The sequence below is a fragment of the Denitratisoma sp. genome (assembly GCA_032027165.1).
Lineage (GTDB): Bacteria > Pseudomonadota > Gammaproteobacteria > Burkholderiales > Rhodocyclaceae > Desulfobacillus.
Window position 1 is genome coordinate 688,655 of the sequence record JAVSMO010000001.1, and the last position, 25,881, is coordinate 714,535.

A 25,881-nucleotide genomic window follows, 5' to 3' on the forward strand; every position below is an offset into this window, starting at 1 on the left:
TGATACTGCAAGCGCCGCGTCAACCTGCCGGGAAGAGGCGGCGTTAAGGGAACAGACAGAGAGACAACCGCTGTCCGGGGATCAAGGGATGTCCCTTGCCCTCCACACCCAAAGGAAAGGAAACAAAATGCGCAAACTGATTTCTCTCGCCGTGGCCACTGCCTTCGCTGCCGCCACCTCGTTGGCGTTCGCCCAGGCGACTCCGGCAACCCCGGCCACGCCGGCGGCTCCCGCGGCGCCGGCCAAGGGCGGACAGGCTGCGACGCCTGCGACCCCGGCGACGGCCGCCACGCCCGCCACCCCGGCGTCCGCCGACAAGCCGGCCGATGCGACGAAGGGCAAGGCCCAGGCCAAAGGCAAAACCAAGACGAAGACCAAGACCAAGACCAAGGGCAAAGCCAAGGAATAAGACGGTCGAACCGCACCGATGCAACAACGGGCGGAGCGATCCGCCCGTTCTCGTTTCTAGAGCACCAGGTGCCCGCCCGGGCAGGTCTGCCACTGTGCCAGGCGCGCCAGGGTCGGCAGCAGGTTGAGGCCGGTCTGTTGCCTCAGCGCCAGGGTCAGCAGGCTCAGTTCGGACAGCGTCGTGCGGACCGGCTCGCCGGCGGCGGCGAAGACGATGGCATTGCCGTGGTCGCAGGAAGGAAACACCATGGCGCGGTCGTCGAAGGCTTTCCTGACGCGCTCGACGCTGGCCTTGAAGCCGCGGTTGCGGCCGAGGAGATTGACCGACAGCAGGCCGGCGTCGCCCAGGTGCGCCCGGCAGGCACGGTAGAAGGGCAGCGTGTCGAGCCCGCCGGCACGGGCATCGGCGTCGAAACCGTCGACCAGGATCAGGTCGAATGTCTGGTCGCTGGCCGCCAGCCACTCGACGCCGTCGGCGATCTCGATCTTCAGGCGCCTGGGGTCTTCCGGCAGCCTGAAGAACTGGTGCGCCGCCGCCACCACCGCCGGTTCGATCTCCACCACCGTCAGCTTCGCCTTCGGGCGGTGGCGATAGAGGAACTTCGTCAGCGAGGCGGCGCCGAGGCCGATCAGCAGCGCCTTGCGCGGCCAGTCCGGCTCCGGCCGCAGCAGCAGCGCGGCCATCATCTCGCGCGTGTAGTCGAGTTCCAGCGCCCACGGCCGGGCGATGCGCATGGCGCCCTGGATCCAGTCCGAGCCGAAGTGCAGGTAGCGCACCCCGGCTTCTTCGCTGATCTGGATGGGCGTGGCCATCAGGCGTTCATTTCTTCAGCGCCCGCGACAGTGCGTCGGCCATGGCGCCATGCGGCCGCGGCGCGGGCCTGGGCGGACGTGCCGGCGCGGCACGCTCGGCCTTCCGTACGTCGCCGCGCGGCGCGTCGTCCGAGGGCCGCATGGTCAGCGCGATGCGCCGGCGCTTCTCGTCGACTTCCAGGACCTTCACCTTGACGACGTCGCCGGCCTTCACCACCTCGCGCGGGTCCTTGACGAATCTGTTCGACAGCGCCGAGATGTGCACCAGGCCGTCCTGGTGCACGCCGATGTCGACGAAGGCGCCGAAATTGGTGACGTTGGTCACCACGCCTTCGAGCAGCATGCCGGGCTGCAGGTCCTTGAGCGACTCGATGCCTTCGCGGAAGGCGGCGGTGCGGAATTCCGGGCGCGGGTCGCGGCCGGGTTTCTCCAGTTCGCGCAGGATGTCGCGGACCGTCGGCAGGCCGAAGCGGTCGTCAGTGTATTTCTCCGGCTGCAGGCCCTTGAGGAAGCGGCCGTCGCCGACGATTTCCTTCACGCCCTTCTTCGCGTCGGCAAGGATGCGCTCGACCACCGGATAGGTCTCGGGATGCACCGCCGAGGCATCGAGCGGGTTGTCGCCGTTCATGATGCGCAGGAAGCCGGCGGCCTGCTCGAAGGTCTTCTCGCCGAGGCGCGGCACTGCCTTCAGCGTCTCGCGGCTGCGGAAGGCGCCGTGGGCGTCGCGGTGGGCGACGATGTTCGCGGCCAGCGTTGCGTTGAGGCCGGAGATGCGCGCGAGCAGCGGCGCCGAGGCGGTGTTCACGTCGACGCCGACGCTGTTCACGCAGTCCTCCACCACGGCATCCAGCTGGCGCGCCAGCTTGGTCTGGTTGACGTCGTGCTGGTACTGGCCGACGCCGATGGATTTCGGGTCGATCTTCACCAGCTCGGCGAGCGGGTCCTGCAGGCGGCGGGCGATGGAGACGGCGCCGCGCAGGGAGACGTCGAGCTCGGGGAATTCCTTTGCCGCCAGTTCCGAGGCGGAATACACCGAGGCACCGGCCTCGGAGACGACGGCCTTGGTGAGCTTCAGCTCGGGGTGGCGCTGCATCAGGTCGGCGGCCAGCTTGTCGGTCTCGCGCGAGGCGGTGCCGTTGCCGATGCTGACCAGCTCGGCGCCGTGCTTGCGCGCGAGTTGCGCCAGCGTATGCAGCGAACCGTCCCAGTCGTTGCGCGGCGCGTGCGGATAGATCGTCGCGGTGTCGAGCAGCTTGCCGGTGCGGTCGACCACCGCCACCTTGACGCCGGTGCGCAGGCCCGGATCGAGGCCGATCACCGTGCGCGGGCCGGCCGGGGCGGCGAGCAGCAGGTCGTGCAGGTTGCGGGCGAAGACGCGGATCGCCTCCTCCTCGGCGCGCTCGCGCAGCGCGCCCATGAACTCCAGCTCGAAATGCAGCGACAGCTTGACCATCCAGGTCCAGCGCACCGTCTCCAGCAGCCACTTGTCGCCGGGGCGCCCCTCGTCGCGCAGGCCGAAGCGCGCGGCGATCATGCGCTCGCAGGCGTTCGGGCCGGGGACTCGGTGTTCCGCCAGTTCCTCGTCGAGCTTGAGCGACAGGCGCAGGAAGCCCTCGTTGCGGCCGCGGAACAGGGCCAGCGCGCGGTGCGAGGGAATGGCGCCGACCGGCTCGCTGAAGGCGAACCAGTCGCGGAACTTGGCGCCTTCCTCCTGCTTGCCGTCGATGACGGCCGAGACCAGCACGCCGTGGGCGGCGACGTGCTCGCGCAGGGCGGCGAGCAGGCCGGCGTCCTCGGCAAACCGTTCCATGAGGACGTGCCGCGCGCCCTCGAGGGCGGCCTTCACGTCTGCCACCTCCTTCCCGGCGTCGACGTACTTGAGGGCTTCCGCCTCCGGCGCCAGCAGCGGGTCGGCCAGCAGCGCCTCGGCGAGCGGGCCGAGGCCGGCTTCCAGCGCGATCTGCGCCTTGGTGCGGCGCTTCGGCTTGTAGGGCAGGTAGAGATCTTCCAGGCGCTGCTTGGTGTCGGCGTGCTCGATGTCGTGCTGCAGCTCTGGCGTGAGCTTGCCCTGCTCGGCGACGGAGGCGAGGACGGCGGTGCGGCGCTCCTCCAGCTCGCGCAGGTAAATCAGGCGCTCGGCCAGGGTGCGCAACTGCGTGTCGTCGAGGCCGCCGGTGGCCTCCTTGCGATAGCGGGCGATGAAGGGGACGGTGGCGCCCTCGTCGAGCAGGGCGATGGCAGCGGCCACCTGCTGCGTGCGGGCGCCGAGCTCTTCGGCGATGCGGTGTTCGATGGCGGGAAGCATTTCGGAAACTGAAAACTGCGAGCCGCGCACTATGCAGAAATGCGCGGCGAAAGGCAAGCCGCCGTGCCGGGGAGACTGACTTTTCTAGCGATTGATGGCGCGCGACAGCGCGCCGCGGTATTCGCGCACCAGATCGCTGTCGGACCCGAGAAGGTTGAAGATTTGCAGCATGGTCTTGCGGCCGACGTCATCGCCGAAGCTGCGGTCGCGCCGCACGATCTCCAGAAGTTCCTCCAGCGCGCCGCGGAAGTCCTGCTTCGCCGCCAGCATCCTGGCCAGTTCCAGCCGCGCCGCCAGATCGCCGGCGTCGGCGGCGATGCGCGCGCGCAGGGCCTCCTCGTCGGCGCCGCCCGCCGCATTCCCTGCCAGCGCCAGGCGCGCGGCGAGGCTGTCGATGCGGGCGCGGTCCTTGCCGGCGTCCATGATCTCGTCGAGCAGGCGCTGCGCCTCGGCGTGGTCGCCGGCGTCGATCAGGATGCCGATCAGGTCGAGGCGCGCCTGCTCGTGCTTGGGGTCGAGGCGGATGGCCTCGAGCAGCAGCTTGCGCGTGGCGTCGGTTTCGCCGCGCGCGTGGGCCGCCAGCGCCTGCTGGCGCAGCGGCTCGGCGGGCGAGGGCAGCAGGGCGTCGATGAACTCGCGCACCGCCGACTCGGGCAGGGCGCCGGTGAACTCGTTGACGATCTGGCCATTCACCACGGCCTTCACGTTGGGGATGCCGCGCACGCCGAACTGCGCGGCGAGCGCCTGATTCTCGTCGGAATTCACCTTGGCCAGGCGGAAGCGGCCCTGGTATTCGGCGGCGAGCTTCTCCAGGATCGGGCCGAGGCTGCGGCAGGGGCCGCACCAGGGTGCCCAGAAATCCACGAGGACGGGCGTGCGGCGGGAAGCCTCGATGACTTCCTGCATGAAGTTGCTTTCGGTGACGTCGATGGCGTGGGATGTCATGGCGGTCGTATTTCCTTGGCTGTCCTTGGATTCTGGGGGCGATGGAGGGCAAATTCAAGGTGTCGGCTCGGGTATAATCGCGCTTTACCGGCTTCATTTCCGACATGTCCGAAGTCCTCAAGCTGCGCGGCGCCGCCGCCTTCTCCGCCACCCGCCTTGCCCGCCTCACCCGCAACGTCCAGGCCGTCCTGCCCAAGCTGAAGGCCCTCGCCGCCGAGCACTGGTATTTCGTCGAACTGAATGCGCCGCTGGCGGCGGCCGACCTGGAACGGTTGAAGGACCTGCTCGGCGCGCATCCGGCCGGCAAGGAATCGGCCGGCATGCTGAAGTTGGTGACGCCGCGCCTGGGCACCATCTCGCCCTGGTCGTCGAAGGCGACCGAGATCGCGCGGCAATGCGGCTTCGCTGCCGTCACCCGCATCGAGCGCGGCACCGCCTTCCATGTCGACGCCAAGGGCGACCTGGCCGCCGCGCTGCCGGTTCTGCACGACCGCATGACCGAATCGGTGCTCGATTCGGTGGATGCCGCCGAAGCCCTGTTCCGCCACTACGCGCCGCAGCCGCTGGCGACGGTGGATGTGGTTGGCAAAGGTCGCGCCGCGTTGGTCGCCGCCAACGGAGAGATGGGCCTGGCGCTGTCCGAGGACGAGATCGACTACCTGGTCGACGCCTTCACGAAGGCGGGGCGCAACCCGACCGACGTCGAACTGATGATGTTCGCCCAGGCGAACTCCGAGCACTGCCGCCACAAGATCTTCAACGCCGAGTGGGTGATCGACGGCCAGGCGCAGCCGCATTCCCTCTTCGGCATGATCCGCGAGTCGCACAAAGTCAGTCCCCACGGCACGGTGGTGGCGTACTCCGACAACGCCGCCGTGCTCGAGGGTGCGACGGCCGCGCGCTTCCATCCCGACGCCGGCGGCGCCTACGCCTATTCGGAAGAGCTGACGCACTACCTCGCCAAGGTCGAGACGCACAACCACCCGACCGCCATCTCGCCCTTCCCCGGCGCGGCCACCGGCTCCGGCGGCGAGATCCGCGACGAGGGCGCCACCGGCCGCGGCTCGAAACCGAAGGCCGGCCTGTGCGGCTTCTCGGTGTCGAACCTGAACATTCCCGGCTATGCCCAGCCGTGGGAACAGGCCTACGGCAAGCCCGAGCGCATCGCCTCGGCGCTCGACATCATGATCGAGGGGCCGATCGGCGCCGCCGCCTTCAACAACGAATTCGGCCGGCCCAACCTCGCCGGTTATTTCAGGACCTTCGAGCAGGAGGTGGCGGGGGAAGTGCGCGGCTATCACAAGCCGATCATGATCGCCGGCGGCGTCGGCAACATCGCCGCGCGCGATTCGCACAAGATCGAGTTCGCCGCCGGCGCGCTGCTCATCCAGCTCGGCGGCCCCGGCATGCTGATCGGCCTGGGCGGCGGCGCGGCGTCCTCGATGACCACGGGTGCCAACACCGCCGACCTCGACTTCGCCTCGGTGCAGCGCGGCAATCCGGAGATCCAGCGCCGCGCCCAGGAAGTCATCGACCGCTGCTGGCAGTTGAAGGACGCCAACCCGATCCTTTCCATCCACGACGTCGGCGCCGGCGGCCTCTCCAACGCCCTGCCGGAACTGGCGCACGGCGCCGGCTGCGGCGCGCACTTCGAGCTGCGCCGCGTGCAGATCGAGGAGCCCGGCATGTCGCCGCGCGAAATCTGGTGCAACGAGGCGCAGGAGCGCTACGTGCTGGCCATCGCGCCCGAACATCTCGACGCCTTCCGCGCCATCTGCGAACGCGAGCGCTGCCCCTTCGCCGTGCTCGGCGAGGCGACGGCCGACGGCCGCCTGGTGGTGAGCGACAGCCACTTCGGCAACGACGCCGTCGACATGGACATGGAAGTCCTGCTCGGCAAGCCGCCGAAGATGACGCGCAATGTGGTGCGCAAGGCGCGCCATCTGCCGCCCCTCGACGTCGCTGAGATCGACCTGAAGGACGCCGCCTACCGCGTGCTGCGCATGCCCGGCGTCGCCGCCAAGCATTTCCTCATCAGCATCGGCGACCGCACCGTCGGCGGCATGACGGCGCGCGACCAGATGGTCGGGCCGTGGCAGGTGCCGGTGGCCGACTGCGCCGTCACCACGCTGGCCTACCAGGGCACGCTCGGCGAGGCCTTCGCCATGGGCGAGAAGACACCGCTGGCGCTGATCGACGCGCCGGCCTCGGGCCGCATGGCGGTGGGCGAGGCGGTGACCAATATCGCCGCCGCGCTGATCGGCGACATCGGCCGCATCAAGCTCTCCGCCAACTGGATGGCGGCGGCCGGCCATCCTGGCGAGGACGCCGCGCTGTTCGATACCGTCAAGGCCGTCGGCCTCGAGTTCTGTCCGGCGCTGGGCATCAGCATTCCCGTCGGCAAGGATTCATTGTCGATGAAGACCGCGTGGGAGGAGGCCGGCCAGAAAAAACAGGTCACGGCGCCGCTCTCGCTCATCATCTCCGCCTTCGCCGCCTGCGCCGACGTGCGCCGCACGCTGACGCCGCAGCTGCGCACCGATGCCGGCGACACCGATCTCGTGCTGGTCGACCTCGGCCAGGGCAAGCACCGCCTCGGCGGCTCCGCCTTTGCCCAGGCCTACGGCACGACGGGCGAGCATGCGCCGGACGCCGATGCCGCCTTGTTGCGTGGCTTCTTCGCCGCCATCCAGGAACTCAATGCGGCGAGCCTGCTGCTCGCCTATCATGACCGTTCCGACGGCGGCCTCTTCGCCGCCGCCTGCGAGATGGCCTTCGCCGGGCATTGCGGCGTTTCGCTCAACCTCGACACGCTGTGCTACGACCCGCTGATGAACGACGCAGACGGGCTGGAGCGCAAGCCGGAACTGGCGAGCGGCCGCTTCCGCGACCGCCTGTTGGGTGCGCTATTCGCCGAGGAGTTGGGCACGCTGCTGCAGATCCGCCGCGACGACCGATCGAAAGTCATGCAGGTGCTGCGTGCCCACGGCCTCGCCGCCTGCAGCCACACCGTCGGCGAACTCAACACGGCCGACGAGATCCGCGTCTGGCGCAATGCCAAGCCGCTGCTGAAGGAAAAGCGCGTCGACCTGCAGCGCGCCTGGGCCGAGACCAGCTTCCAGATTGCGCGGTTGCGCGACGACGCGCAATGCGCGCAGGAGGAGTTCGATGCGCTGCTCGACGCGGCCGATCCCGGCCTGTCATCGACACTGACGTTCGACCCGGCGGAGGATATCGCCGCGCCGATGATCGCGAAAGGCGTGCGACCGAAGATTGCCATCCTTCGGGAACAGGGCGTAAACGGCCAGGTGGAAATGGCCGCCGCCTTCGACCGCGCCGGCTTCGCCGCCTTCGACGTGCACATGAGCGACCTGCAGTCGCGCCGTGTCGCGCTGGCTGACTTTTCCGGACTGGTCGCCTGCGGCGGCTTCTCCTACGGCGACGTGCTTGGCGCCGGCCAGGGCTGGGCCAAGTCGATCCTCTTCAGCGATGCCCTGCGCGCGGAGTTCGAGGCCTTCTTCGCGCGCAGCGACACCTTCGCCCTGGGCGTCTGCAACGGCTGCCAGATGATGAGCCACCTGGCGGAGATCATCCCCGGCGCGGAGCACTGGCCGCGCTTCGCGCGCAACCGCAGCGAGCAGTTCGAGGCGCGCTTCGTCATGGTCGAGGTGCCGCGCAACCCCTCGCTGTTCCTCGACGGCATGGCCGGCAGCCGCCTGCCCATCGTCGTCTCGCACGGAGAGGGCCGCGCCGATTTCGCAATGCACGGGAAACAGGAAAACGCGATCGTCGCGCTGCGCTACGTCGACAATCACGGCCGCGTCGCGGCGACCTACCCCTTCAACCCCAACGGCTCGCCCGACGGCATCGCCGGCCTCACCACCGCCGACGGCCGCTTCACCATCATGATGCCGCACCCCGAGCGCATCTTCCGCACGGTGCAGATGTCCTGGCATCCGGAGGGTTGGGGCGAGGACGGGCCGTGGCTGCGCATGTTCCGCAATGCGCGCAAGTGGCTGGGCTAGGGTCTAGAACTTACCGTCGTCGAGTTTGAAAGGCAGCTCGCGCGTCACCTCGGCGAAGCCGAGGATGCGCTTGCCCTTGTGGTCCTTGAGGAAGTCCTCGGCGTCCGCCCGCGTGGCGAGCGGCACCAGCTCGTGGCCCATCGGGCCGAGCACGTCGGAGCCGATGACGAAGAAGGCCTTCTGCGCATCGATGCGCGTCAGCGAATAGAAATCCGTCACCTGGATGACCGCGACGTCCTCGCGGCGGTGGCCCGGCGCATATTTCGCCAGGTCGTGCAGGTATTTGAAGAGGTCCTTGGCGCCGTCGAAGAAATGCGCGTGGCCGTCCTTGTACTGCACGACGGCCGCCCAGTTCGGATACTTCGACACCAGCATGCCGCACACCGGGCAGAGGTCCTTCGCCCCGGGCTTGACGACGCCCTGGGCCGGCGCGAACCCGGCCCAGACGGCGAGCAGCAGTGCGGCGAGGAGGCGCCTCATCCGTGCTTCTGTTCCATCATCTTCTTGCGGCGCTCCTCGCGGTTCCTGCGAATCTGCGCGACGTCGGCCGCCATGTCGAGATAGGACTGCTTGAGCGCCTCGTTGAAGTCGCCGAACTCGCCGCCGTGTTTCTGGCGGAACTGCCCGGCAACCTCCTTCGACGCGAAGGAGTGCTTGCTGCGCTTGGTCATGGCGTGCTTCAGGTCGGCGCCGATGAGGTAGGTCAGTTGCTCGACCGGCAGCAGCGGACGCGGCTCGGCGGCGGAGCCGTAATCGGGCCCCCAGATCATTTTCGGCTCGCGGTCGATGTTCACGCCGAGGCTCAGGCCGAGGCAGTGGATGGAGCAGACGCCGTCGACCAGGTCGTCGCTGTACTGCACCAGCATGCGCGCGCGATGGTGTTCGCTGCGGTTCATGCCGCAGTAGGGGCATTGCAGGTACTTGCCGAATTCGTTTTCCAGCGGCTTGGCGTCGGCCGGCTTCTTCGGCACGAACTGCGCCGGCGTGCCGTCGGTGGGGCAGGCCTGCTGGGCGTGGGTGGAAGTGGCGATGCCGGCGGCGGTGGCCGCCAGCGAGAGTTTCAGCATGTCGCGGCGTTTCATTTCATTCTCCCAATGAGCAATCTTGCAATGCAATATTAGGCTTTGCGAATGAACATTGCCTGCGGCAAAACGCCGCAGTCAGCCGACAAGTTTCACCATCACGAGAAAGTAGCGGAGGCCCTGCCACAGCGTCGACACGCCCAGCGCGATGACGAACAGCGCGGCGCCCTTGAGCAGCCAGCCGCGCAGGCGCGGGCCGAGCTTGCCGAAGAGGAATGAGGCGGAGAGCATCGAGGGCAGCGTCCCGGCGCCGAAGGCCAGCATCAGCAGCATGCCCTCGGGCGGCGAGGGCGCGGTGGTGGCCTGCACCGCCATCGCCATGGTCATCGAGCAGGGCATCAGGCCGTTGATGGCGCCGCCGATGAGGGCGCCGACGATCGGCCCTTTCTGCGCGGCGGTCATGAACTGTTTCCGCAGCCAGGCCACCGGCGCGAAGCCGTAGATATTGCGGATCGGCGAGATGCCGAGCAGATCGAGGCCGAGCAGGATGACGATGGCCCCGGCGACGATCTGCAGCACGCCTTGGGCGAGGCCGATGCGGCCGGTCGAGACGAGCACCGCCCCCAGCAGCGCGGCGATCAGGCCGACGACGGCATACACCGCGATGCGGCCGGCGTGGTAGGTGAGGTAGGGCCACGGCCCGCGCGCCTGCAGCTTCATGAAGAAGGCCGACACCAGCCCGCCGCACATGCCGAGGCAGTGGCCGCTGCCGAGGAGCCCGGTCATGAAGGCCAGGGCGTAGGAGAACTCGACGACGGCCTGGTGGTGCGAGTGATCCACTTATTTCTGCAGGCGCAGGGAATTGCTCAGCACCGAGACCGAACTCATGGCCATCGCCGCCGAGGCGATCATCGGGTTGAGGCGGCCGGCGGCGGCGAAGGGGATGGCCACGGTGTTGTAGCCGAGTGCCCAGAAGAGGTTCTGGCGGATCACGCTCATGGTGCGGCGGGAGAGTTCGATGCCGGAGGCGACGCGCGCGATGTCGCCGCCGACCAGGGTGATGTCGGCCGATTCCAGCGCGATGTCGGCGCCGCTGCCGATGGCGAAGCCGACGTCGGCCGCCGCCAGCGCCGGCGCGTCGTTGATGCCGTCGCCGGCCATGCCGACTTTGCGGCCCTCGGCCTGGAAGCGGCGCACCAGTTCCAGCTTGTCGGCCGGCGTGGCGCGTGCCACCACCTGGTCGATGCCGACCTGCTTCGCGATGTACTGTGCCGTCGCCTCGAGGTCGCCGGTGGCCATGACGGTGGTCAGGCCCAGGCGGTGCAGCAGCGCGATGGCTTCCCTCGCGCCTTCGCGCGGCCGGTCGGCGACGGCGAGGAGCGCCGCGCAGCGATTGCCGATCGCCACGAACACCGGCGTCTTGCCTTCGCCCGACCAGGCCTCTGCCTGTGCGGCGAATTCGCCGGTGTCGATGCCGGCCTCCTCGAGCAGCGCCGCATTGCCGATGCGGACGGTCTTGCCGGAGACGAAGGCTTGCACGCCGCGCCCCGGTTTGGCATTGAAGTCCTTCGCCGCTCGGGTCTTCGCGCCGCGCTCGCGTGCCCAGGCGGCGAGCGCCTGGCCGAGGAAGTGCTCCGAGGGCGCTTCCGCCGAGGCGATCAGCGTGGCGAGCAGGTCCTCGTCCTCGCTTTCGGCGGCGAGGAAATCCGTCACCACCGGCTTGCCCTCGGTGATGGTGCCGGTCTTGTCGAAGACCAGGGTGGTGAGCTTGCTCGAGGTTTCCAGCGCCTCGCCGTTGCGGATGTAGATGCCGCGCCGCGCCGCCTGGCCGGTGCCGACCATGATGGCGGTGGGCGTGGCCAGCCCGAGCGCGCAGGGGCATGCGATAAGCAGTACGGCGACGGCGTGCGACAGCGCGCGCGCCGCCGGGTGGCCGGCCAGCAGCCAGCCGGCGAAAGTCAGTCCCGCCACGGCGCCGACGGCCGGCACGAAGCGGGCGGAAATGCGGTCGGCGAGCTTCTGCACCGGCAGCTTGGCCGACTGGGCATGGTCGACCATCTTCACGATGCCGGAGAGCACGGTTTCGCCGTTCACGGCGGTGGCGCGCAGCGTGAAGCTGCCGGTGCCGTTGATGCAGCCGCCGATCACCGCGTCGCCCGGTGCCTTGGCCACCGGGATCGATTCGCCGGTGACGAGGGATTCGTCCACCGCCGAGCGGCCGTCCTCGACGACGCCGTCGATGGGCACGCGGTCGCCCGGGCGCACGCGCAGCAGGTCGCCGATCCGCACCTCGTCGATCGGCACGACCTCCTCGACGCCGCCGGCGATGCGCACGGCGGTTTCCGGCTGCAGTTCGATGAGCTTGCGGATCGCCTCGCTGGCGCGTCCCTTGGCGCGCTCCTCGAGGAAGCGGCCGAGCAGGACGAAGGTGACGATGCCGGCGGCCGACTCGAAGTAGACGTGGTGGTGGCGGCGCAGGACGCCGGGCAGGCTGTAGATCCAGGCGGCGCCGGCGCCGAGCGCGATGAGCGTGTCCATGTTCGCCTCGCGCTGCCTGGCCAGCATCCAGGCCTTACGGAAGATGTCGCCGCCGCTGCCGAACACCACGACGGTCGACAACGCCAGTTCGACCAGGCGCAGCACCGGCGAGCGGTGCATGAGCATGCCGGTGACCATCACCGGCGCCGTCAGCCAGGCGGCCTGGACGAAGCGCCGCTTCGACTCGGACAGGCGCATGCGCTCGCGCTCGACCAATAGGCGCCGCTGCGCCAGGGTGTCCATCGGCCGCGGCACGTAGCCGAGCCGGGCGACGCGGGCGGAGAGCGCCTCGCGCGTGAGCCGTCCCTGCACCGTCGCGGTGCCGGCGGCGAAGTTCACGCTGGCGGCGGCGACCTGCGGGTCGCGTTGCAGGTGCATCTCGATGAGCAGGGCGCAGGAGGCGCAGGTCATGCCTTCGACGGCCACGGAACACTCCACCTGCGGGCCGTCGCCGATCGGCGCGGCCTCCGGCGGCCGCGGCGGCGGCGCTTCGGCGAGGTTGCCGATTACCGCATCCGCCACCGCCAGCAGGCGTTCCTCCGCCAGCTGCGCGGGATCGTAATGCAGCGTCACCGAGCCGATGTCCGGCACGACGCGCACGTCCTTCACGGCAGCGTGCTTGCGCAGCAGGATCTCCAGCAGGTAGCCGCGCTCCGCCTGCCGGACGAGCGAGGGTGCGACGAGGCGGATGCGGCGGCTGAGGCGATGGACAACCTGACAGTGCTTCACTTGTTCGTCTTCCGGTAGCGCACCAGCAGGTACATCAGGTAGAAGACCGCCAGCCAGGCGTCGGCGTGGGCGACCGGGTTGCGCATCCAGCGCTTGGTGATCAGCTCCCAGTGCACCTTGATCAGGTAGAAGGCGAGCAGGTCGTTGAGGAAGTTGATGACGGCCTTCTCGGTGAGGGCGTTGGCGAGGACCGGCTGAAGGCGGGCGGCGAGTGTGCCTTCCTTCGGCTGGGCCTGGCGCAGCTTCAACAAGGCGAGGCGGAATTGCGCGAGCTTGCGGCGGGCGCTCTCGCCGATCCTGTCCTTCGCTGCGTGCAGCGATTGGCCGAGCTGCTCACCCGCCGGCTTGAGCGCCTGGACGAGCGGGCCGGGCAGGCGGTCGAGTTGCGCGCGCAGGGCCAGCACCACGTCGCGTTCGTTGACCTGGTGCGGGTCGTAGCGCAACGAGAACTTGCGCACGGCGCGATACAGCGTGGCGCGGTAGATGCCTGCGGTGCCGACCAGGCCGGCTTCCAGCGCGTCGGCGCGCGGACCTTCGCACAACCCGGTCGGCAGCTGCAAGCGCAGGTGGCCCGGCTCGCGGTGGCGCACGACGATGCTCCGCGCCCACTCTTCGGCGTGGGACATGGTTGCCTCGGAAAAAGTCAGGCCTGGGGAGACGGCGGCGTTTCGGCCTGGGCCGGCTGGGCTTCCTGCTCCTGGGCCTCGGCGACGAGGTCGGAGAGGTGCTCCTTCTGCTGCAGGGCGAAGTCCTTGCCCATGCCCATGGCCTTGGAGGCGGCGAGGACGATTTCCTTCTCGTACTTGTGCACCAGATAGCCGGCAACCAGGCCGGCGCCGATCAGCAGCAGCGGATTGCGCAGCAGCACCCCGCCGATCAGGCCGCGACCGGCGGCGAAGCCGGTGGCCGCCATCATGGCGCCCTGGGTCATCGGGCTGCTCATCATGCCGCCCATCATGTGGCGGGCTTGTTCTTCCATCATCATGGCTACTCTCCCATTAAGACAATCGGTTTAATGCTCCTCCGGTTTATCCGGGGATTCTTTGATCTCGTGCAACATTTCGTAGATTCCCTTGCAGCCTTCGCAGCAGAATTCCAGGGTTTTCCCGGGCACGGCCAGCGTGAAGGGCTTGACCCCCACCGGCAGGCTGCACAGGTCGCAGGGGCGGTCAGGGTCCGTCATTTCAAGAGTTCCAGCGCATGCCGCTCGAAGACCGCCTCGTCCGCCTCGCCGATCACCTTGCCGCGCACCACGCCTTTCGCGTCGACGAAGTAGGTGGTCGGCAGGCCCACCACGCCATAGCGTTTCGCGATCGACGCGCTTTCGTCCAGCAGGACCGGATAGGTGACGCCGAGTTTTTTGATGAAGGCGGCGACTGCGGGCTGGTCCTGTCCGGCATTCACCGCGAAGACCTCCAGCCCCTTGTCCTTGTGGCGCCGGTAGACGACCTCGATGGCCTTCATCTCCGGTTCGCAGTACCTGCACCAGTCGGCCCAGAAGCGGATCACCAGCGGCCGTCCCGAGGCCGCTGCCGGGAAATCCACAGTGCCGCCGTCGAGTCGCTGGGTGCGGAAGGCGGGCGCGGCATCGCCGAGGTTCAGCTTGGCGGCCGGTTCGCCGCCGCAGGCGGCCAGCAGGGCGAGGCAGGCGAGGAGCAGGAGTCGCATGTCAATGCTCGATGAGGATCAGGTTGGAGTGCAGCACGAAATACGTGGCGACGGCGGCGACGAGAAGATAGCCGAATGCGGCAATGCCCGCCATACGCGCCGACACCGCCGGCACGATCCGGCGCAGGCTTTCGATGCGGCGAAACGGTTGCAGCGCGCCGACGCCCAGGCCGGCGGCGGTGGCGGCGAACAGCGGCACGTAGACCCAGTAGCCCTGGTGGCCGTATTCCGGCTTGAGGATGCAGAACGGGCAGTGGTGGTTGGGATGCTCGTAGATGTAGAGCGAGACGAAGGAGAGCACGCCGATCAGCGTGGCGGCGAAGGCGGCGGCGGAGGCCGCCGCGGCCGCGTAACCGCCGCGGCCCGTTCGCGCGTGACGGAAAGTCAGTCCCGTTGACACGGCGATGGCGCCGTAGAACAGCAGCATGGCCGGCGCCGGCTTCAGCGCGGCGACCTCGGCGGCGAGGCCTTTGGCATCGCCCGAGAACAGGCTGCCGCAGCAGGAGGTGATGACGTCGGCGCGCAGGTTGAGGAAGTATTTCAGCTGCAGGCCGAAGGCCAGCGCCAGCGCCGGCAGCAGGATCAGCAGCAGGGCGTACTTGATGCGCACCAGCGGGTAGTCCGGCGCGCGGGTGTCGACGTGGTTCACCGCCAGCCAGGACGCGGCGAGGAAGAACACCGCCATCTGGGCGATCAGCGCCGGAAAGCCCCAGGCGTTGACGTTGAGCGTGCCCACCGCGCACATGGCGCCGACGAACATCACCGACATGCGGTCGGCGTTGAAGACGAAGAGCAGCAGGGCGACCAGCTGCACCGCCATGACGAAGGCGGCCAGCGTCGAGAAGAGGTAGGTGCGCCGCTCGAGCTGCAATTGGCGTTCGGAGCCGCTGGCGATGTCCCACTGGCGGACCACCTGCACGGCGAAGGGCGCGGCGGAGGCCAGCATGGCCACCGCCACGCCGGAAGCCAGCAGCAGCGCGATGATGGCGGGCTGGAACAGCATCTCAGTCCTCCGTCAGCCGCCCGTCGCGCATCGACACCACGCGATGCACGGCGGCGGACTCCACCACCAGCGGATCGTGGCTGGTGACGATCACCGTGCGCCCCTCGGCGTTGAGGCCCTCGAGGATGCCCATGAACTCGCGCGACAGCGCCGTGTCGAGGTTGGCGGTGGGCTCGTCGGCGATCAGCACTTTCGGATCGTTCACCAGGGCGCGGGCGATGGCGACGCGCTGCTGCTCGCCGCCGGAGAGCCATTCGACGCGGGCCTCGCGCCGGTGGGCGAGCTTCAGGCGATCGAGCAGCGCCTCGGAATGTTCGCGCAACTCGCGGTGCGGCCGGCCGGTCGGGAAGGCCGGCAGCATCACGTTGTCGAGGGCGGAGAGGCCCTTGATCAGGTTGAACTGCTGGAAGACGAAGCCGAAGGTGCTGCGGCGGATGTCGGTGAGGAAGCGCTCGGGCAGGCCGGAGATGTCATCCTCGGCCAGGCGCACGCGGCCGCTGGTGGGGCGCGCCAGGCAGCCGACGATGGTGAGCAGCGTGGTCTTGCCCGAGCCGCTCGGGCCGCGGAAGGCCGTGACCTTCCGCGCCTCGATGGTCAGGTCGATGCCGTTCAGCGCCCAGTATTCGTTGGGCTGGCCCTGGTTGAAGGCCTTGCGGATTTGCTTGAGCTCGATCATGACCGCATGGCCGAATCCGGGTCGGTGATGGCCGCGCGCCAGATCGGCACCAGCACCGCCGCCATGTAGGGGAACACGGTGAAGAAGAACAGCGTCGCCACCTGCAGGCCGTCGATCGCCGGCACCAGTTCGAAGCGCGGGTAGAGCACCGCCCAGCCCTTCAGCACCGGCTCGAACAGCGGCGCGCCGAAGCGGAACACCTGGAGGTAGGCGGCGATGAAGCCGACCAGGAAGGCGGTAAGAGAAATGAGGCCGCCCTCCCACAACTTCATCTTGATGACGTCGCCGGTCTCCCAGCCGATGGCCTTGAGGATGCCGATCTCGCGCTTCTCCTCGGCGGAGAGGCCGGAAGCTTTCTCCCAGGCGAGTATGGCGAAAGCGAAGATTGCCGCGGAGAGCAGCGCCAGCACGATGCCTTCGCGCCAGTCGAAGATCGAGGCGTAGGTGCGCAGCACTTCCTCGCGCAGGATCGGCCGCGAATCGGGCAGGGCGGCGGCGAGCTTGGCGGCGACGGTACGCACCTCGAGCGGGTTGGCCACGGAGAGGGCGATGTCGGTATGGTGGCCGGCGGGGTATTCGAAGAAGGCGCGGAAGTCCGCCTCGCTCATCAGCACCAGGTCGGCGGAGACCAGCTCGGAGGCGTGCGGCAGCGCGCCGGCGACGGTGAACGAGAACAGCTTGCCCGAATAGGCGCGGAAGGAGATGGTGTTGCCGGGGGCGAGGCCGCGCGAGCGCGCCACCGCCGGGCCGACGACCAGCGTGCCCGGACGCACCGCCTCGGCGGAGGGCGCCATGAAGGTGTAGTTGGCCTTCACCACCGGGTCGTAGTAGTAGCCCCACAGGCGGCCCTCGATGGTCTGCACGCCGCGAATGCGGCCGATCTTCTCGATGTAGCCGGGCGGGATCAGGTCGTGGCGGCCGGCCACCATGCGCTGCAGGATGACTTCCGGCGAGTGCTTCAGCACCTGTGCCGCCTCCTGGCGCAGCGCGTGCGTATACAACGCCACCGAGGCGAGCACGAACACCAGCAGCGCGTAGACCAGCAGCAGGCCGAGGTTCTTCGTCCGCCGCCGGGCCAGCGAAGCCAGCGTGAAGTCAATCAGGTGCCGCTGCTTTTCGATCCAGGCGTTCATGATGCGAGACGAGCGAGGCGGGCGGCGGCAGCAGCGAGCCGGTGGGGAAATGCTCCAGCGCCACCGGATGGTCCTGGAAGGCCGAATGCAGGTCGGCCTGCGAGGGGTGGCGGGTGTAGCGGGCCTCGGTGAACAGCGCGAGGTCGGTGAGGCCGAGACGCTGTGCCAGCGCGGCGCGTTCGGCGATTTGCGCCGTGCCGCGGTCGCGCTGCAGAGCGGCGTCGAGGAAGGTCGACGCGAAGCCGGCTGCGGCCAGGCCGAGCACGACGAAGGCGAGGCTGGAGGGGCGCGGTCTCATCGCAGCAGCCCGCGTACGGTTTCCAGGTATTTTTCCGCCGGCGTGTTCAGTTCGAGGGATACGGCGAGCTTGCCGTCGGGCGCCACCACGTAGGTGCGCGTGGTGTGGTCGACCGCATAGCTGCCGTCGGGCCGCTCCGGCTGGCGGATGTAGCCGGCGCCGAAAGATTTGGCGACGGCGGCGATCTCCTCCGGCGTGCCGGTGACGCCGATCATCTCCGGATGGAAATAGGCGGCGTACTCCTTCAGGCGCGCCGGCGTGTCGCGTTCCGGATCGACCGAGACCATGATGAGCCGGAGCTTTGCCCGCTCCTCGGCCGACAGCGTGTTGAGGGCCTGCGCGCCGGCGGCGAGCGAGGCCGGGCAGACGTCGGGGCAGTGCGTGTAGCCGAAGTAGATGAGCAGCACCTTGCCGCGCAGCGCCCTGGTATCCACCGGGCCGTCGGCCGAGCGCAGCACGAAGTCGCCGCCCGTCGGGGTGCCGGGCGGCGGCGTGCCTCGGTCGGAGCATCCTGCGAGATACGCCGCGAAGAGGAGCGCGACGGAGATGGAAGCGATAAAGGCGTGAAACTTGCGCATGTTCGGATGGGCTGTATGCCGCATCCTCGAGCTTACAGAAAAACCGCGCGCCGGCAAGCGCGCCAAATCAAAGGCGGAGCGCCGCGTTCAGAGACGATTGGCCGCCCGCATCAGCGCGCCGCGCAGGGCGATGGTCAGGCTGGAACCCATGCCGATGCGCTGGGCGACGGCGGGCAGCAGGATCAGCGAGGCAAGAGCGAAGCCGGCACCCAGCAGCAGGGCGGCCATCTCCGGCTGGTTCTGGCTGGTTTGCGTTGTGGCTTGCGGCTGGTTCATGGCGTATCTCCCCGAATCACCTTGTCTGCGGCCATCCTAACCGAGCGGCTGCGACAGGGGGATGCGACAAAACGTCGCATCCGCCGCTATTCGCCTTTGGGCGGGGCCGGCGGGACGTCGAACCAGGACGGGTCGACCAGGTCGAGCTGTTCGCCGCTGAGCACCTTCTGCAGGGCGAACACGCTTTGCGGTCGCTGGTCGACGGGCAGCTTCAGGCACCAGTCGATCAGTTCGAGGAGCTGCGGCGAATAGCGCTTGCCCCAGCGCTGCTGGGCGGGTTCCAGCTCGTCGCGCATGAGGCGCAGGTCGGCCGGCTGCGGTGCCGTGCCGGCCAGGCAGTCGTAGAGGGAGGCGCCGACCGAGTAGATGTCCGTCCACGGCCCGAGCGGCTCGCCCGAGCCCTGCTGCTCCGGCGCGGCGAAGCCGGGCGTGAGCACGGCATGCGTGCCGGCGCCGGGGCCGAGCCCCAGGCGCGCGGCGCCGAAGTCGAGCAGGACCGGATGGCCGTCGCTGCGCACGTAGATGTTGGCCGGCTTGATGTCGAGGTGCAGCAGCTTGTGCGCGTGCACCTCGCGCAGGCCGGAGAGCACGCGCGCGAAGACGTTGCGCAGGAACTCCTCGCCGACGGGGATGCCGCCTTCCGTCATCTGGCGCACGTGCTCCTTGAGCGTGCTGCCGCGTTCGTAGCGCATCACCAGGTAGGCCGTGCCGTTGGTGCGGAAGAAGTTCTTCACATGCACCACGTTGGGGTGGTCGATGCCGGCGAGGATGCGGCCCTCGTCGAAGAAGCATTTCAGACCGCTGTTGAACGCCGCCTGGTGCTCGGCGTCGACCGCCACGTTGGCGGCATCGGCGCCGCGCCGCGCCAGCCCGGCGGGCAGGTATTCCTTGATGACGACATGCCTGCCGTCCTCGTCGCGGGCGAGGTAGACGATGGAAAAACCGCCCTGGGAGAGCTGCCGCTCGATGCGGTAACCGTCCAGTTGGAAGCCCTGCGGCAGCGGCGGATGGTCGGCTTGCGTTTGCATGAAGTCAAAAAAATCGGCGCCATGGGCGCCGATTCCTATGAGCAGGGTCCGGCTTACTCCACCTTGGTCTTGGCGCGCAGCTCCGCGATGTGCTTCTCGAGGGCCTGCTGCTGCAGGCGCTGCTGGATCTGCGGCTTCACTTCGTCCAGCGGCGGGTGCTTGAGGTCGCGGATGTCGTCGAGCTGGATGACGTGCCAGCCGAATTCGGTCTTCACCGGCGCCGCGGAGAACTTGCCCTTCTCCAGCTTGACCAGCGCATCGGCAAACGGCTTGACGTAGCCGGCGGGATGGCTCCAGCCGAGGTCGCCGCCGCGGTCCTTGTTGCCCGGATCCTTCGACTGCTTGGCCAGTTCCTCGAATTTCTCGCCTTTCTGCAGGCGGGCGACGATGCCCTTGGCCTCGTCCTCCTTCTCCAGCAGGATGTGGCGCGCCTTGTATTCCTTGTCGCCCATCGCCTTGACGATGTTGTCGTACTCGCCCTTGACCGTCTCGTCCTTGACCGGATGGGTGGCGACGAAATCCTGCAGGTAGGCATTCACCAGGATGCCCTGGCGGGCCAGTTCGAACTGCGCGTTCACCTCGGGCTTCTTGTCGAAGCCCTTCTTCTTCGCCGCCTGGGACAGCATTTCGCGATTGATCAGGTCGTTGCGGATGGCCGTGCGCAACTGCTCGGAATCCTGCTGGCCCTGGTTCAGCTGCGATTGCAGCAGCGCCTCGGCGCGGGCGGCCGGAATGGCGACGCCGTTGACGGTGGCGACGGCGCCCGGCTTGGAAGCCTTGGGCGCGGGCTTGGCGTCCTGTGCATGCAGCGGCGCTTGCAGGAGCAGGCCCGTTACAAGTACGGCGGTCAGGCGGGGGAGGGTGCGTTTCATGTGTTTTCCTTGTGTTGGGTTAATCGGTTTCGTCAGGCGCCAGGGCCTTGATGCTGAGGGCATGGATTTCCCCGCGCATCATGGGGCCTAAAGCCTCGTAAATCAAGCGATGACGCTGCATCGTGCCGCAGCCGGCAAAGCGCGGCGAGACGATGCTCAGGCGGTAGTGGCCGCCGCCGCTCTTGGCGCCGGCATGGCCGGCATGCTTCGCGCTGTCGTCGAGGATTTCCAGCCGCTGCGGATCGAGCGCAGCCAGTTTCTCGCGCATGGCGTCCAGGGTGCTCATGCCGGGAAGACCTTCCTGAACGGCCGCACCGTGGTGCTGGCGAAGACGCCCTCGATGGCGTAAGGGTCGGCCGCCGCCCAGGCCTGCGCCTCGGCGAGCGAATCGAACTCGGCGACGATCAGGCTGCCGGCGAAGCCGGCCGGGCCGGGGTCGGGCGCGTCGATGGCCGGGCAGGGGCCGGCCAGCAGCAGGCGGCCGGCGTCCTGCAGTTCCTTCAGCCGTTCGAGGTGGGCCGGGCGCGCGGCGAGGCGCTTTTGCAGGCTGCCGGGTACGTCATCGCCGATGATGGCGTAGAGCATTACTTCTTTTCCTCCTCGATGTATTTCGCCAGCAACAGGCTCTGGCCGACGACGAAGGCGAGCATCAGGCCCATGCCGCCGAACAGCTTGAAGTTCACCCAGGTTTCGGTGGGAAAGCTGTAGGCGACGAACAGGTTGGCCGCACCCATGAAGGCGAAGAAGCCGATCCAGCTGGCGTTCAATCGGCCCCACACCCGCTCGGGCAGGGCGATCTGCTCCTCCATCAGCTTGCGGATGAGGTTCCTGCGGAAGACCAGCGTGGCGCCCGCCAGCACGGCGCCGAACAGCCAGTAGAGCACGGTCGGCTTCCACTTGATGAAGGTCTCGTCCTGCAGCCACAGGGTGGCGCCGCCGAACAGCACGATGATGGCCAGGCTCACCCACAGCATGGTGTCGACCTTGCGGCCGCGCGCCAGCAGCCAGCCGATCTGCGCGAAGGTGGCGGCAATGGCCACCCCCGTTGCGACGTAGATGCCGGAAACCTTGAAGGCGATGAAAAACAGGATGACCGGGAAAAGGTCGAAGAGGAACTTCATGGGCGGCGATTATACCTTTCCGGCGCTCATTCCTTGCGTTCCAGCTTCAGCGAGGCCGAGTTGATGCAGTAGCGCAGGCCCGTGGGCGCCGGGCCGTCGGGGAAGACGTGGCCGAGGTGGGCGCCGCAGCGGCTGCACAGCGCCTCGGTGCGGCGCATGAAATGGCTGCCGTCCTCGGCGGTGGCGATGCTGGCCGGATCGAGCGGCTGCCAGAAGCTGGGCCAGCCGCTGCCCGAGTCGTACTTGTGCGCCGAGCCGAAGAGTTCGGCGCCGCAGCACACGCAGCGATAGACGCCCGGGTCGTGGCAATCCCAGTATTCGCCGGTGAAGGCGCGCTCGGTGCCTTTCTCGCGGGCGATGCGGTACTGCTCGGAGGTGAGTTGCTCGCGCCATTCCTTGTCGGTTTTCATGTTTTGTTGTCCTTTCTGTTGGTGAACCAGACCGCCAGCGGGCCGCAGGCGCAGGCGAGGCCGAGGCTGCCGAAGGCGAAGCCCCAGGCCGCCGCGTCGTCCTTGCCGCCCATGCCGTCGAGAACCATGCCGAAGACGAGCGGACCGAGGAAGCCGGCGCCGAAGCCCAGAAACGAGTAGACCGCCATCGCCGCTCCGCGTTTCCCGGCCGGTGTCGCCGCCACCAGGCCGGCGGTGAGCGCGGCCGAATCGCCCATGACGGCGACGAAGTGCAGGGCCAGCAGGGATAAAGTCAGCCACCATGATACGGCGGCGGAGAATCCGGCCGCCCAGGCCAGCACGGCCGAGCAGGCCATCACGGCGACAATATAGCGGCGCCGGCCGACGCGGGCCGCGATCTCGTTGCCGAGGATGCTGGCCGGGATGCCGAGCAGGTTGATGGCCGCCGCGGCCGCCGCCGGCCCCCACGGAATGTCCGCGTGCGGAGAAAGGGCATAGGCGAAGGCGATGAAGGCCACCAGCCAGGAGCGCAGGCCGAACAGTTCCCAGCAGTGCGCCGCGTAGCCCAGCACGTAGCCGAGCACGGCGCGGTCGCGCAGCACCGGCCGCGGATCGAGCAGCGCCGCGGGGGCATGGGCAGGGTGGTGGGGCTCCGGCGCCATCGGCGCGAGCGCGCGCAGCACCAGCAGCCCCGCCGCCAGCGGCCCGGCGCCGCAGAGGATGAAGGCCCAGCGCCAGTCGAGTGCCGGCTCGATGACGCCGGCGAGGAGGAGGGAAACGCTGGCGCCGATGCCGAAGGTCGAGGTGTAGAAGGCGATGAAGCGGCCCTGCAATGGACCGCCGACGCGGTCGGTGAGGGCCTTCAGGCCCGGCATGTAGGTGCCGGCCAGCCCGGCCCCGGCGATGGCCTGGAACAGGGCGCCGCTCGCCACGCCCTGCGCGAAAAGGCCGAAGCCGAGGGTGCCGGCGACGGCGAGCAGGGTCGAGAAAAAATACACGCGCCGGGCGTCGACGCGGTCGGTGAGGGCGGAGAGCAGCGGCACCGCCGCCATGTAGCCGGCGAAGAAGACGCCGCCGATGAAGCCGGCCTCGGCGCCGCTCATGCCCCAGGCCTCGCGCAGTGGGGCGAGCAGGGCCGGATAGGTGGAGAAGCCCGTCATGCTGAGCACCTCGGCCGCACAGAGCAGGGCGACGGTGCGCAGGCCGGAATCGCTGTCGGGAGTGCTCATGGAACGAAAAGTATAATGCCTATGCTCCCATGACCTCCCCGCCATCCTCTCAGGACAGCAAGCGCGACGCCTGGCCCCTCGCGGCCAGCATCGTCGCCTCGCTGGCCGTCGCCGCCACGATCGGCCTGGCCAACGTCGTCCTCGTGCTCGGCGTCGCAGGCGGCGACATCGGCGGGCGCCTGCTGGCCGTGCTGCCGATCTATTTCATCGCCGCCTTTACCGCGGCGCAACTGGCCTTCTGGCTGCTGCGGGCGAGCCTGGGCCGGATGCTGGGCCTCGGCACGAATGCGCACGCCGTAGTGGTGGGACTGACTTTCCTGGCGGCCGGGCTGCTGCATTACGCCGAGAGCAGCGGCGTGCAGCGCATCCTGCAGGAGCAGGCCGATTCGCCGGCCGCACGCGAAGGCAGCTGTCCGCCGGGCGTGGCGTGCACCCCGCTGCGATCGGCGGGCGATCTGAAGGCGGCCGATGCCGTCGCGCGCCGCGCCGCCGCCGAGCGCGGCGCGCTCAACGCGGAAGGCTTTGCGCTGCTGCTGCGCGACCCCGTGCCGGAAGTGCGGGCCGCCCTGGCCCGTCGCGGCGACCTGCCGCAGGAACTGCTGGAAAGGATGGCCGGAGACCGGCATCCGGCCGTGCGCGAAGCGGCGGCGGAATCGTTGCGGCAGAGCGACGAGGCGCTCAGCCGCCTCGCCTTCGACCGGGTGGAAAGCGTGCGCCTGGCGGTGGCGCGCAACCGCAATGCGCCGCCGACCGCGCTGGACGTTCTGGCCTCGGACGGTTCGGCGCAGATCCGCCTGCTCGTCGCCGGCCATTCCCGCGCCAGCGAGCCGGTGCTGCAGCGGCTGCTCAACGGCAGCGGCGACCGGGCCGAGCTGGCGGCAAGGGAACGGCTGCGCAGCGGCAGGCCGTAACGACCGGCCGGTTCATCCGGCCGGCAGGGAGAACCAGAATGTCGCGCCGCGGTCCACCTCGCCGTCGGCGCCGATGTCGCCGCCATGTCGGCGAACGATGCGGGCGACGGTGGCGAGGCCGATGCCGCTGCCTTCGAATTCGCGCGGATTGTGCAGGCGCTGGAAGGGCTGGAACAGCTTCTCCGCATAGCTCATGTCGAACCCGGCCCCATTGTCGCTGACCCGATAGGTCAGCCTGCCGGCCGGGGTGCGCGTGGCGGAGAATTCGATGCGTGCAGCGGCCGTTTTCGAGGTGTACTTCCAGGCGTTCTCGAGCAGGTTCTGCAGCGCCGTGCGCAGCAGCTGAGGATCGCCCAAGGCGCGGATGCCCTCCTCGATCGCGCATTCGACCCGGCGTGCGTCGTGCCGGGCGGCCAGATCCTCGATGATTTCCCGGGCACACTGCGAGAGATTGACTTCCTGCCGCTCGATTTCCTTGCGCGAGACGCGTCCCAGTTCCAGGAGATCGTCGATCAGGCCGGACATGCGCTGGACGGCGGTGCGCACCCTGCCGAGATATTCCGAGGATTCCGCATCGAGCCGGTCTGCCAGCCTTTCCGCCAGCAGGTGCGAGAAACCGTCGATGGCGCGCAGCGGCGCGCGCAGGTCGTGGGAAACCGAATAGCTGTATGCCTCGAGTTCCCGGTTCAGCACGGCCAGCTCCGCGGTGCGTTCGCGCACCTTTTCCTCCAGATGGTCGTGCGCCTGCCGCAGGGCGGCCTCGCTTCGCCGCCGTTCCGTGATGTCGGTCAGGATCGCATAGCAGCCGAGCACCTCGCCGGATTCGGTATGGTGGGGCACGGCGCGGACCTCCAGGTGCTGGATCGATCCGTCCGGGCCGGCGTGGGGGCGCTCGAAGACGGCCTGTTCGCCAGCATAGGCGTGCTGCCAATAGGCTTGGGCGTGGCGAAAGGCATCGGGGCCGATGATTTCCTCGAGGGTCTTGCCGACGACGTTGCGGCTTTGGTAGCCGAAGAAGTCCGCATAGCGCCGGTTGGCGAAGCGGCAGCGCATGTCCCTGTCGAAGTAGGCGACCATGAGGGGCGCGTTGTCGACGATCAGTCGCAGCAACTCGTCGCGCTTGCGCACCGCGCGCCGCGTCCGGTTGCGCTCGAGGGCGGCGCCGATCACGGTTGCCGCCGTCTTCAGCGCGCCGAGTTCGGACTCGGCCCAGTCGCGCTGCCGCCCGCGCTGGGACACGGCGATGGCGCCGACGAGCTGCCTCTCGGCGAAGATCGGCAGAACGGCCAGGGCGCGGATCTCGCCCGGCAGTTGGGATCGCAGGCCGGGGGGAATGTCTTCGCTGTGCGCCACGACCGGCCTGCCCGATTCGAGGCGCATGTACAAATGTTCGAAATCCGAGCCGGCGTAGGCGAATCCCTCTCCAGCGTACTCGAAGACCGACTCGACGCCGGCGGCGGTCCACGAGTAGCGCGGCACCAGGCGGGCGCCCTGTTCGGCATCGTCGACGAACTCGAGCACGGTGGCGCCGCTCGTCTCCGCCGCCTTGCCGAGGCGTTCGAGCACGTCCGTGAGCACGGCTTCGAGCGGCTCGCTGCCGAGGAAGCGCTCGGCAGCATAGCTCACCGCCTGCAGGATCGCATCGCGGCGCTCGAGGGCCTTCCAGACGGCCGCCTGCGCCGGATCGATCGCATTCCCATCGCCGTCCGACATGAATCCTCCCCCTTCCCGCAACGCATGGTCCCGGGATACCCGGATGACTGCCGAATTGGAACAACTAGGCGGGGTCCCGGCCTTTCCGACCCCCTTCTGCGGAGGGCTTGTTTATTGTTATTGCTGACTGGCCAATCAATTTACCAGCAACATGCCAATGCGATCAAGCGGACGCAGGGG

Annotated in this window: 28 protein-coding genes; 3 read left to right on the plus strand and 25 right to left on the minus strand. The window is 68.7% G+C overall.

What is annotated here, in order from left to right:
• Positions 1–127 precede the first annotated feature (127 nt).
• On the plus strand, positions 128–409 hold the full coding sequence (locus ROZ00_03310; GenBank protein ID MDT3735236.1) for a hypothetical protein: 282 nt from the start codon (positions 128–130) through the stop codon (positions 407–409).
• A gap of 56 nt (positions 410–465) precedes the next feature.
• Here ROZ00_03310 and ROZ00_03315 read toward each other — a convergent pair whose 3' ends face one another.
• The 3 genes from ROZ00_03315 to ROZ00_03325 all read right to left on the minus strand — a co-directional run bounded on the left by ROZ00_03315 (position 466) and on the right by ROZ00_03325 (position 4,471).
• Complete coding sequence (locus tag ROZ00_03315; GenBank protein MDT3735237.1) at positions 466–1,221, minus strand: fused MFS/spermidine synthase; 756 nt, start codon at positions 1,219–1,221, stop codon at positions 466–468.
• Between the two features lie 7 nt (positions 1,222–1,228).
• Positions 1,229–3,526 carry a Tex family protein gene (locus ROZ00_03320; protein ID MDT3735238.1) on the minus strand — a complete coding sequence of 766 codons (2,298 nt, stop codon included), beginning with the start codon at positions 3,524–3,526 and terminating at the stop codon, positions 1,229–1,231.
• Positions 3,527–3,610: 84 nt separating this feature from the next.
• A complete protein-coding gene (locus ROZ00_03325) occupies positions 3,611–4,471 on the minus strand; it encodes a co-chaperone YbbN (protein ID MDT3735239.1) in 861 nt (286 codons plus the stop codon).
• Between the two features lie 104 nt (positions 4,472–4,575).
• Here ROZ00_03325 and purL point away from each other — a divergent pair, with 104 nt between their 5' ends.
• Positions 4,576–8,496, plus strand: a complete 3,921-nt coding sequence (gene purL / locus ROZ00_03330; GenBank protein MDT3735240.1) for a phosphoribosylformylglycinamidine synthase — start codon at positions 4,576–4,578, stop codon at positions 8,494–8,496.
• Positions 8,497–8,499: 3 nt separating this feature from the next.
• Here the strand turns inward: purL and ROZ00_03335 are convergent, their stop codons facing one another.
• The 21 genes from ROZ00_03335 to ROZ00_03435 form a co-directional block, all read right to left on the minus strand.
• A complete protein-coding gene (locus ROZ00_03335; protein ID MDT3735241.1) occupies positions 8,500–8,976 on the minus strand; it encodes a nitrous oxide reductase accessory protein NosL in 477 nt (158 codons plus the stop codon).
• Positions 8,973–9,578 (minus strand): nitrous oxide reductase accessory protein NosL, encoded by a 606-nt coding sequence (locus ROZ00_03340; protein ID MDT3735242.1) that lies wholly within the window; start codon positions 9,576–9,578, stop codon positions 8,973–8,975. Before ROZ00_03340 ends, ROZ00_03335 begins: the two co-directional genes overlap by 4 nt.
• A 78-nt stretch (positions 9,579–9,656) precedes the next feature.
• A complete protein-coding gene (locus tag ROZ00_03345) occupies positions 9,657–10,358 on the minus strand; it encodes a sulfite exporter TauE/SafE family protein (GenBank protein ID MDT3735243.1) in 702 nt (233 codons plus the stop codon).
• Positions 10,359–12,785: a heavy metal translocating P-type ATPase gene (locus ROZ00_03350; GenBank protein ID MDT3735244.1), complete on the minus strand. Its 2,427-nt coding sequence runs from the start codon at positions 12,783–12,785 to the stop codon at positions 10,359–10,361.
• On the minus strand, positions 12,782–13,411 hold the full coding sequence (locus tag ROZ00_03355) for a hypothetical protein (GenBank protein MDT3735245.1): 630 nt from the start codon (positions 13,409–13,411) through the stop codon (positions 12,782–12,784). Before ROZ00_03355 ends, ROZ00_03350 begins: the two co-directional genes overlap by 4 nt.
• Positions 13,412–13,428: 17 nt before the next feature.
• The gene (locus ROZ00_03360; GenBank protein ID MDT3735246.1) at positions 13,429–13,770 is read right to left on the minus strand and encodes a hypothetical protein; all 342 of its coding nucleotides are present in this window, start codon (positions 13,768–13,770) and stop codon (positions 13,429–13,431) included.
• Between the two features lie 27 nt (positions 13,771–13,797).
• Positions 13,798–13,968 carry a heavy metal translocating P-type ATPase metal-binding domain-containing protein gene (locus ROZ00_03365; GenBank protein MDT3735247.1) on the minus strand — a complete coding sequence of 57 codons (171 nt, stop codon included), beginning with the start codon at positions 13,966–13,968 and terminating at the stop codon, positions 13,798–13,800.
• Entirely contained in the window at positions 13,965–14,453 is a 489-nt protein-coding gene (locus ROZ00_03370) for a TlpA disulfide reductase family protein (GenBank protein ID MDT3735248.1), read from the minus strand. Before ROZ00_03370 ends, ROZ00_03365 begins: the two co-directional genes overlap by 4 nt.
• A gap of 1 nt (position 14,454) precedes the next feature.
• Entirely contained in the window at positions 14,455–15,456 is a 1,002-nt protein-coding gene (locus ROZ00_03375) for a hypothetical protein (GenBank protein MDT3735249.1), read from the minus strand.
• 1 nt (position 15,457) lies between these two features.
• Complete coding sequence (locus ROZ00_03380) at positions 15,458–16,132, minus strand: ABC transporter ATP-binding protein (protein ID MDT3735250.1); 675 nt, start codon at positions 16,130–16,132, stop codon at positions 15,458–15,460.
• A complete protein-coding gene (locus ROZ00_03385) occupies positions 16,129–17,265 on the minus strand; it encodes an FtsX-like permease family protein (GenBank protein ID MDT3735251.1) in 1,137 nt (378 codons plus the stop codon). The genes ROZ00_03380 and ROZ00_03385 overlap by 4 nt, the downstream gene beginning before the upstream one ends.
• Positions 17,228–17,563 carry a hypothetical protein gene (locus ROZ00_03390; protein MDT3735252.1) on the minus strand — a complete coding sequence of 112 codons (336 nt, stop codon included), beginning with the start codon at positions 17,561–17,563 and terminating at the stop codon, positions 17,228–17,230. The genes ROZ00_03385 and ROZ00_03390 overlap by 38 nt, the downstream gene beginning before the upstream one ends.
• On the minus strand, positions 17,560–18,141 hold the full coding sequence (locus ROZ00_03395) for an SCO family protein (GenBank protein MDT3735253.1): 582 nt from the start codon (positions 18,139–18,141) through the stop codon (positions 17,560–17,562). The genes ROZ00_03390 and ROZ00_03395 overlap by 4 nt, the downstream gene beginning before the upstream one ends.
• 87 nt (positions 18,142–18,228) lie before the next feature.
• Complete coding sequence (locus ROZ00_03400; GenBank protein ID MDT3735254.1) at positions 18,229–18,417, minus strand: hypothetical protein; 189 nt, start codon at positions 18,415–18,417, stop codon at positions 18,229–18,231.
• An 86-nt stretch (positions 18,418–18,503) separates the two neighbouring features.
• Positions 18,504–19,445: a serine/threonine-protein kinase gene (locus ROZ00_03405; protein MDT3735255.1), complete on the minus strand. Its 942-nt coding sequence runs from the start codon at positions 19,443–19,445 to the stop codon at positions 18,504–18,506.
• A gap of 53 nt (positions 19,446–19,498) precedes the next feature.
• Positions 19,499–20,317, minus strand: a complete 819-nt coding sequence (locus ROZ00_03410; protein MDT3735256.1) for a peptidylprolyl isomerase — start codon at positions 20,315–20,317, stop codon at positions 19,499–19,501.
• A 19-nt stretch (positions 20,318–20,336) separates the two neighbouring features.
• Complete coding sequence (locus tag ROZ00_03415; GenBank protein ID MDT3735257.1) at positions 20,337–20,603, minus strand: BolA family protein; 267 nt, start codon at positions 20,601–20,603, stop codon at positions 20,337–20,339.
• The gene (locus ROZ00_03420) at positions 20,600–20,902 is read right to left on the minus strand and encodes a YciI family protein (GenBank protein MDT3735258.1); all 303 of its coding nucleotides are present in this window, start codon (positions 20,900–20,902) and stop codon (positions 20,600–20,602) included. The genes ROZ00_03415 and ROZ00_03420 overlap by 4 nt, the downstream gene beginning before the upstream one ends.
• Positions 20,902–21,438, minus strand: coding sequence for a septation protein A (locus tag ROZ00_03425; protein ID MDT3735259.1), 537 nt, complete (start codon positions 21,436–21,438; stop codon positions 20,902–20,904). The genes ROZ00_03420 and ROZ00_03425 overlap by 1 nt, the downstream gene beginning before the upstream one ends.
• A 26-nt stretch (positions 21,439–21,464) precedes the next feature.
• The gene (gene msrB / locus ROZ00_03430) at positions 21,465–21,848 is read right to left on the minus strand and encodes a peptide-methionine (R)-S-oxide reductase MsrB (GenBank protein MDT3735260.1); all 384 of its coding nucleotides are present in this window, start codon (positions 21,846–21,848) and stop codon (positions 21,465–21,467) included.
• Positions 21,845–23,077, minus strand: coding sequence for an MFS transporter (locus ROZ00_03435; protein ID MDT3735261.1), 1,233 nt, complete (start codon positions 23,075–23,077; stop codon positions 21,845–21,847). Before ROZ00_03435 ends, msrB begins: the two co-directional genes overlap by 4 nt.
• Positions 23,078–23,106: 29 nt before the next feature.
• Between ROZ00_03435 and ROZ00_03440 the strand changes: the two genes are divergently transcribed.
• Positions 23,107–23,988, plus strand: a complete 882-nt coding sequence (locus ROZ00_03440; protein MDT3735262.1) for a hypothetical protein — start codon at positions 23,107–23,109, stop codon at positions 23,986–23,988.
• A gap of 12 nt (positions 23,989–24,000) precedes the next feature.
• Here the strand turns inward: ROZ00_03440 and ROZ00_03445 are convergent, their stop codons facing one another.
• Positions 24,001–25,701, minus strand: a complete 1,701-nt coding sequence (locus ROZ00_03445) for a PAS domain-containing protein (GenBank protein MDT3735263.1) — start codon at positions 25,699–25,701, stop codon at positions 24,001–24,003.
• Between the last annotated feature and the right edge of the window lie 180 nt (positions 25,702–25,881).

Coding starts and splice junctions, on each gene's coding strand:
- ROZ00_03335 (MDT3735241.1), bottom strand. CDS start 8,976: ATGAGGCGCCTCCTCGCCGCACTGCTGCTCGCCGTCTGGGCCGGGTTC.
- ROZ00_03340 (MDT3735242.1), bottom strand. CDS start 9,578: ATGAAACGCCGCGACATGCTGAAACTCTCGCTGGCGGCCACCGCCGCC.
- ROZ00_03405 (MDT3735255.1), bottom strand. CDS start 19,445: ATGCAAACGCAAGCCGACCATCCGCCGCTGCCGCAGGGCTTCCAACTG.
- ROZ00_03325 (MDT3735239.1), bottom strand. CDS start 4,471: ATGACATCCCACGCCATCGACGTCACCGAAAGCAACTTCATGCAGGAA.
- ROZ00_03315 (MDT3735237.1), bottom strand. CDS start 1,221: ATGGCCACGCCCATCCAGATCAGCGAAGAAGCCGGGGTGCGCTACCTG.
- ROZ00_03415 (MDT3735257.1), bottom strand. CDS start 20,603: ATGAGCACCCTGGACGCCATGCGCGAGAAACTGGCTGCGCTCGATCCG.
- ROZ00_03395 (MDT3735253.1), bottom strand. CDS start 18,141: ATGCGCAAGTTTCACGCCTTTATCGCTTCCATCTCCGTCGCGCTCCTC.
- ROZ00_03360 (MDT3735246.1), bottom strand. CDS start 13,770: ATGATGATGGAAGAACAAGCCCGCCACATGATGGGCGGCATGATGAGC.
- ROZ00_03380 (MDT3735250.1), bottom strand. CDS start 16,132: ATGATCGAGCTCAAGCAAATCCGCAAGGCCTTCAACCAGGGCCAGCCC.
- ROZ00_03370 (MDT3735248.1), bottom strand. CDS start 14,453: ATGCGACTCCTGCTCCTCGCCTGCCTCGCCCTGCTGGCCGCCTGCGGC.
- ROZ00_03355 (MDT3735245.1), bottom strand. CDS start 13,411: ATGTCCCACGCCGAAGAGTGGGCGCGGAGCATCGTCGTGCGCCACCGC.
- ROZ00_03425 (MDT3735259.1), bottom strand. CDS start 21,438: ATGAAGTTCCTCTTCGACCTTTTCCCGGTCATCCTGTTTTTCATCGCC.
- ROZ00_03365 (MDT3735247.1), bottom strand. CDS start 13,968: ATGACGGACCCTGACCGCCCCTGCGACCTGTGCAGCCTGCCGGTGGGG.
- ROZ00_03310 (MDT3735236.1), top strand. CDS start 128: ATGCGCAAACTGATTTCTCTCGCCGTGGCCACTGCCTTCGCTGCCGCC.
- purL (MDT3735240.1), top strand. CDS start 4,576: ATGTCCGAAGTCCTCAAGCTGCGCGGCGCCGCCGCCTTCTCCGCCACC.
- ROZ00_03445 (MDT3735263.1), bottom strand. CDS start 25,701: ATGTCGGACGGCGATGGGAATGCGATCGATCCGGCGCAGGCGGCCGTC.
- ROZ00_03385 (MDT3735251.1), bottom strand. CDS start 17,265: ATGAACGCCTGGATCGAAAAGCAGCGGCACCTGATTGACTTCACGCTG.
- ROZ00_03320 (MDT3735238.1), bottom strand. CDS start 3,526: ATGCTTCCCGCCATCGAACACCGCATCGCCGAAGAGCTCGGCGCCCGC.
- msrB (MDT3735260.1), bottom strand. CDS start 21,848: ATGAAAACCGACAAGGAATGGCGCGAGCAACTCACCTCCGAGCAGTAC.
- ROZ00_03375 (MDT3735249.1), bottom strand. CDS start 15,456: ATGCTGTTCCAGCCCGCCATCATCGCGCTGCTGCTGGCTTCCGGCGTG.
- ROZ00_03435 (MDT3735261.1), bottom strand. CDS start 23,077: ATGAGCACTCCCGACAGCGATTCCGGCCTGCGCACCGTCGCCCTGCTC.
- ROZ00_03440 (MDT3735262.1), top strand. CDS start 23,107: ATGACCTCCCCGCCATCCTCTCAGGACAGCAAGCGCGACGCCTGGCCC.
- ROZ00_03390 (MDT3735252.1), bottom strand. CDS start 17,563: ATGAGACCGCGCCCCTCCAGCCTCGCCTTCGTCGTGCTCGGCCTGGCC.
- ROZ00_03410 (MDT3735256.1), bottom strand. CDS start 20,317: ATGAAACGCACCCTCCCCCGCCTGACCGCCGTACTTGTAACGGGCCTG.
- ROZ00_03400 (MDT3735254.1), bottom strand. CDS start 18,417: ATGAACCAGCCGCAAGCCACAACGCAAACCAGCCAGAACCAGCCGGAG.
- ROZ00_03420 (MDT3735258.1), bottom strand. CDS start 20,902: ATGCTCTACGCCATCATCGGCGATGACGTACCCGGCAGCCTGCAAAAG.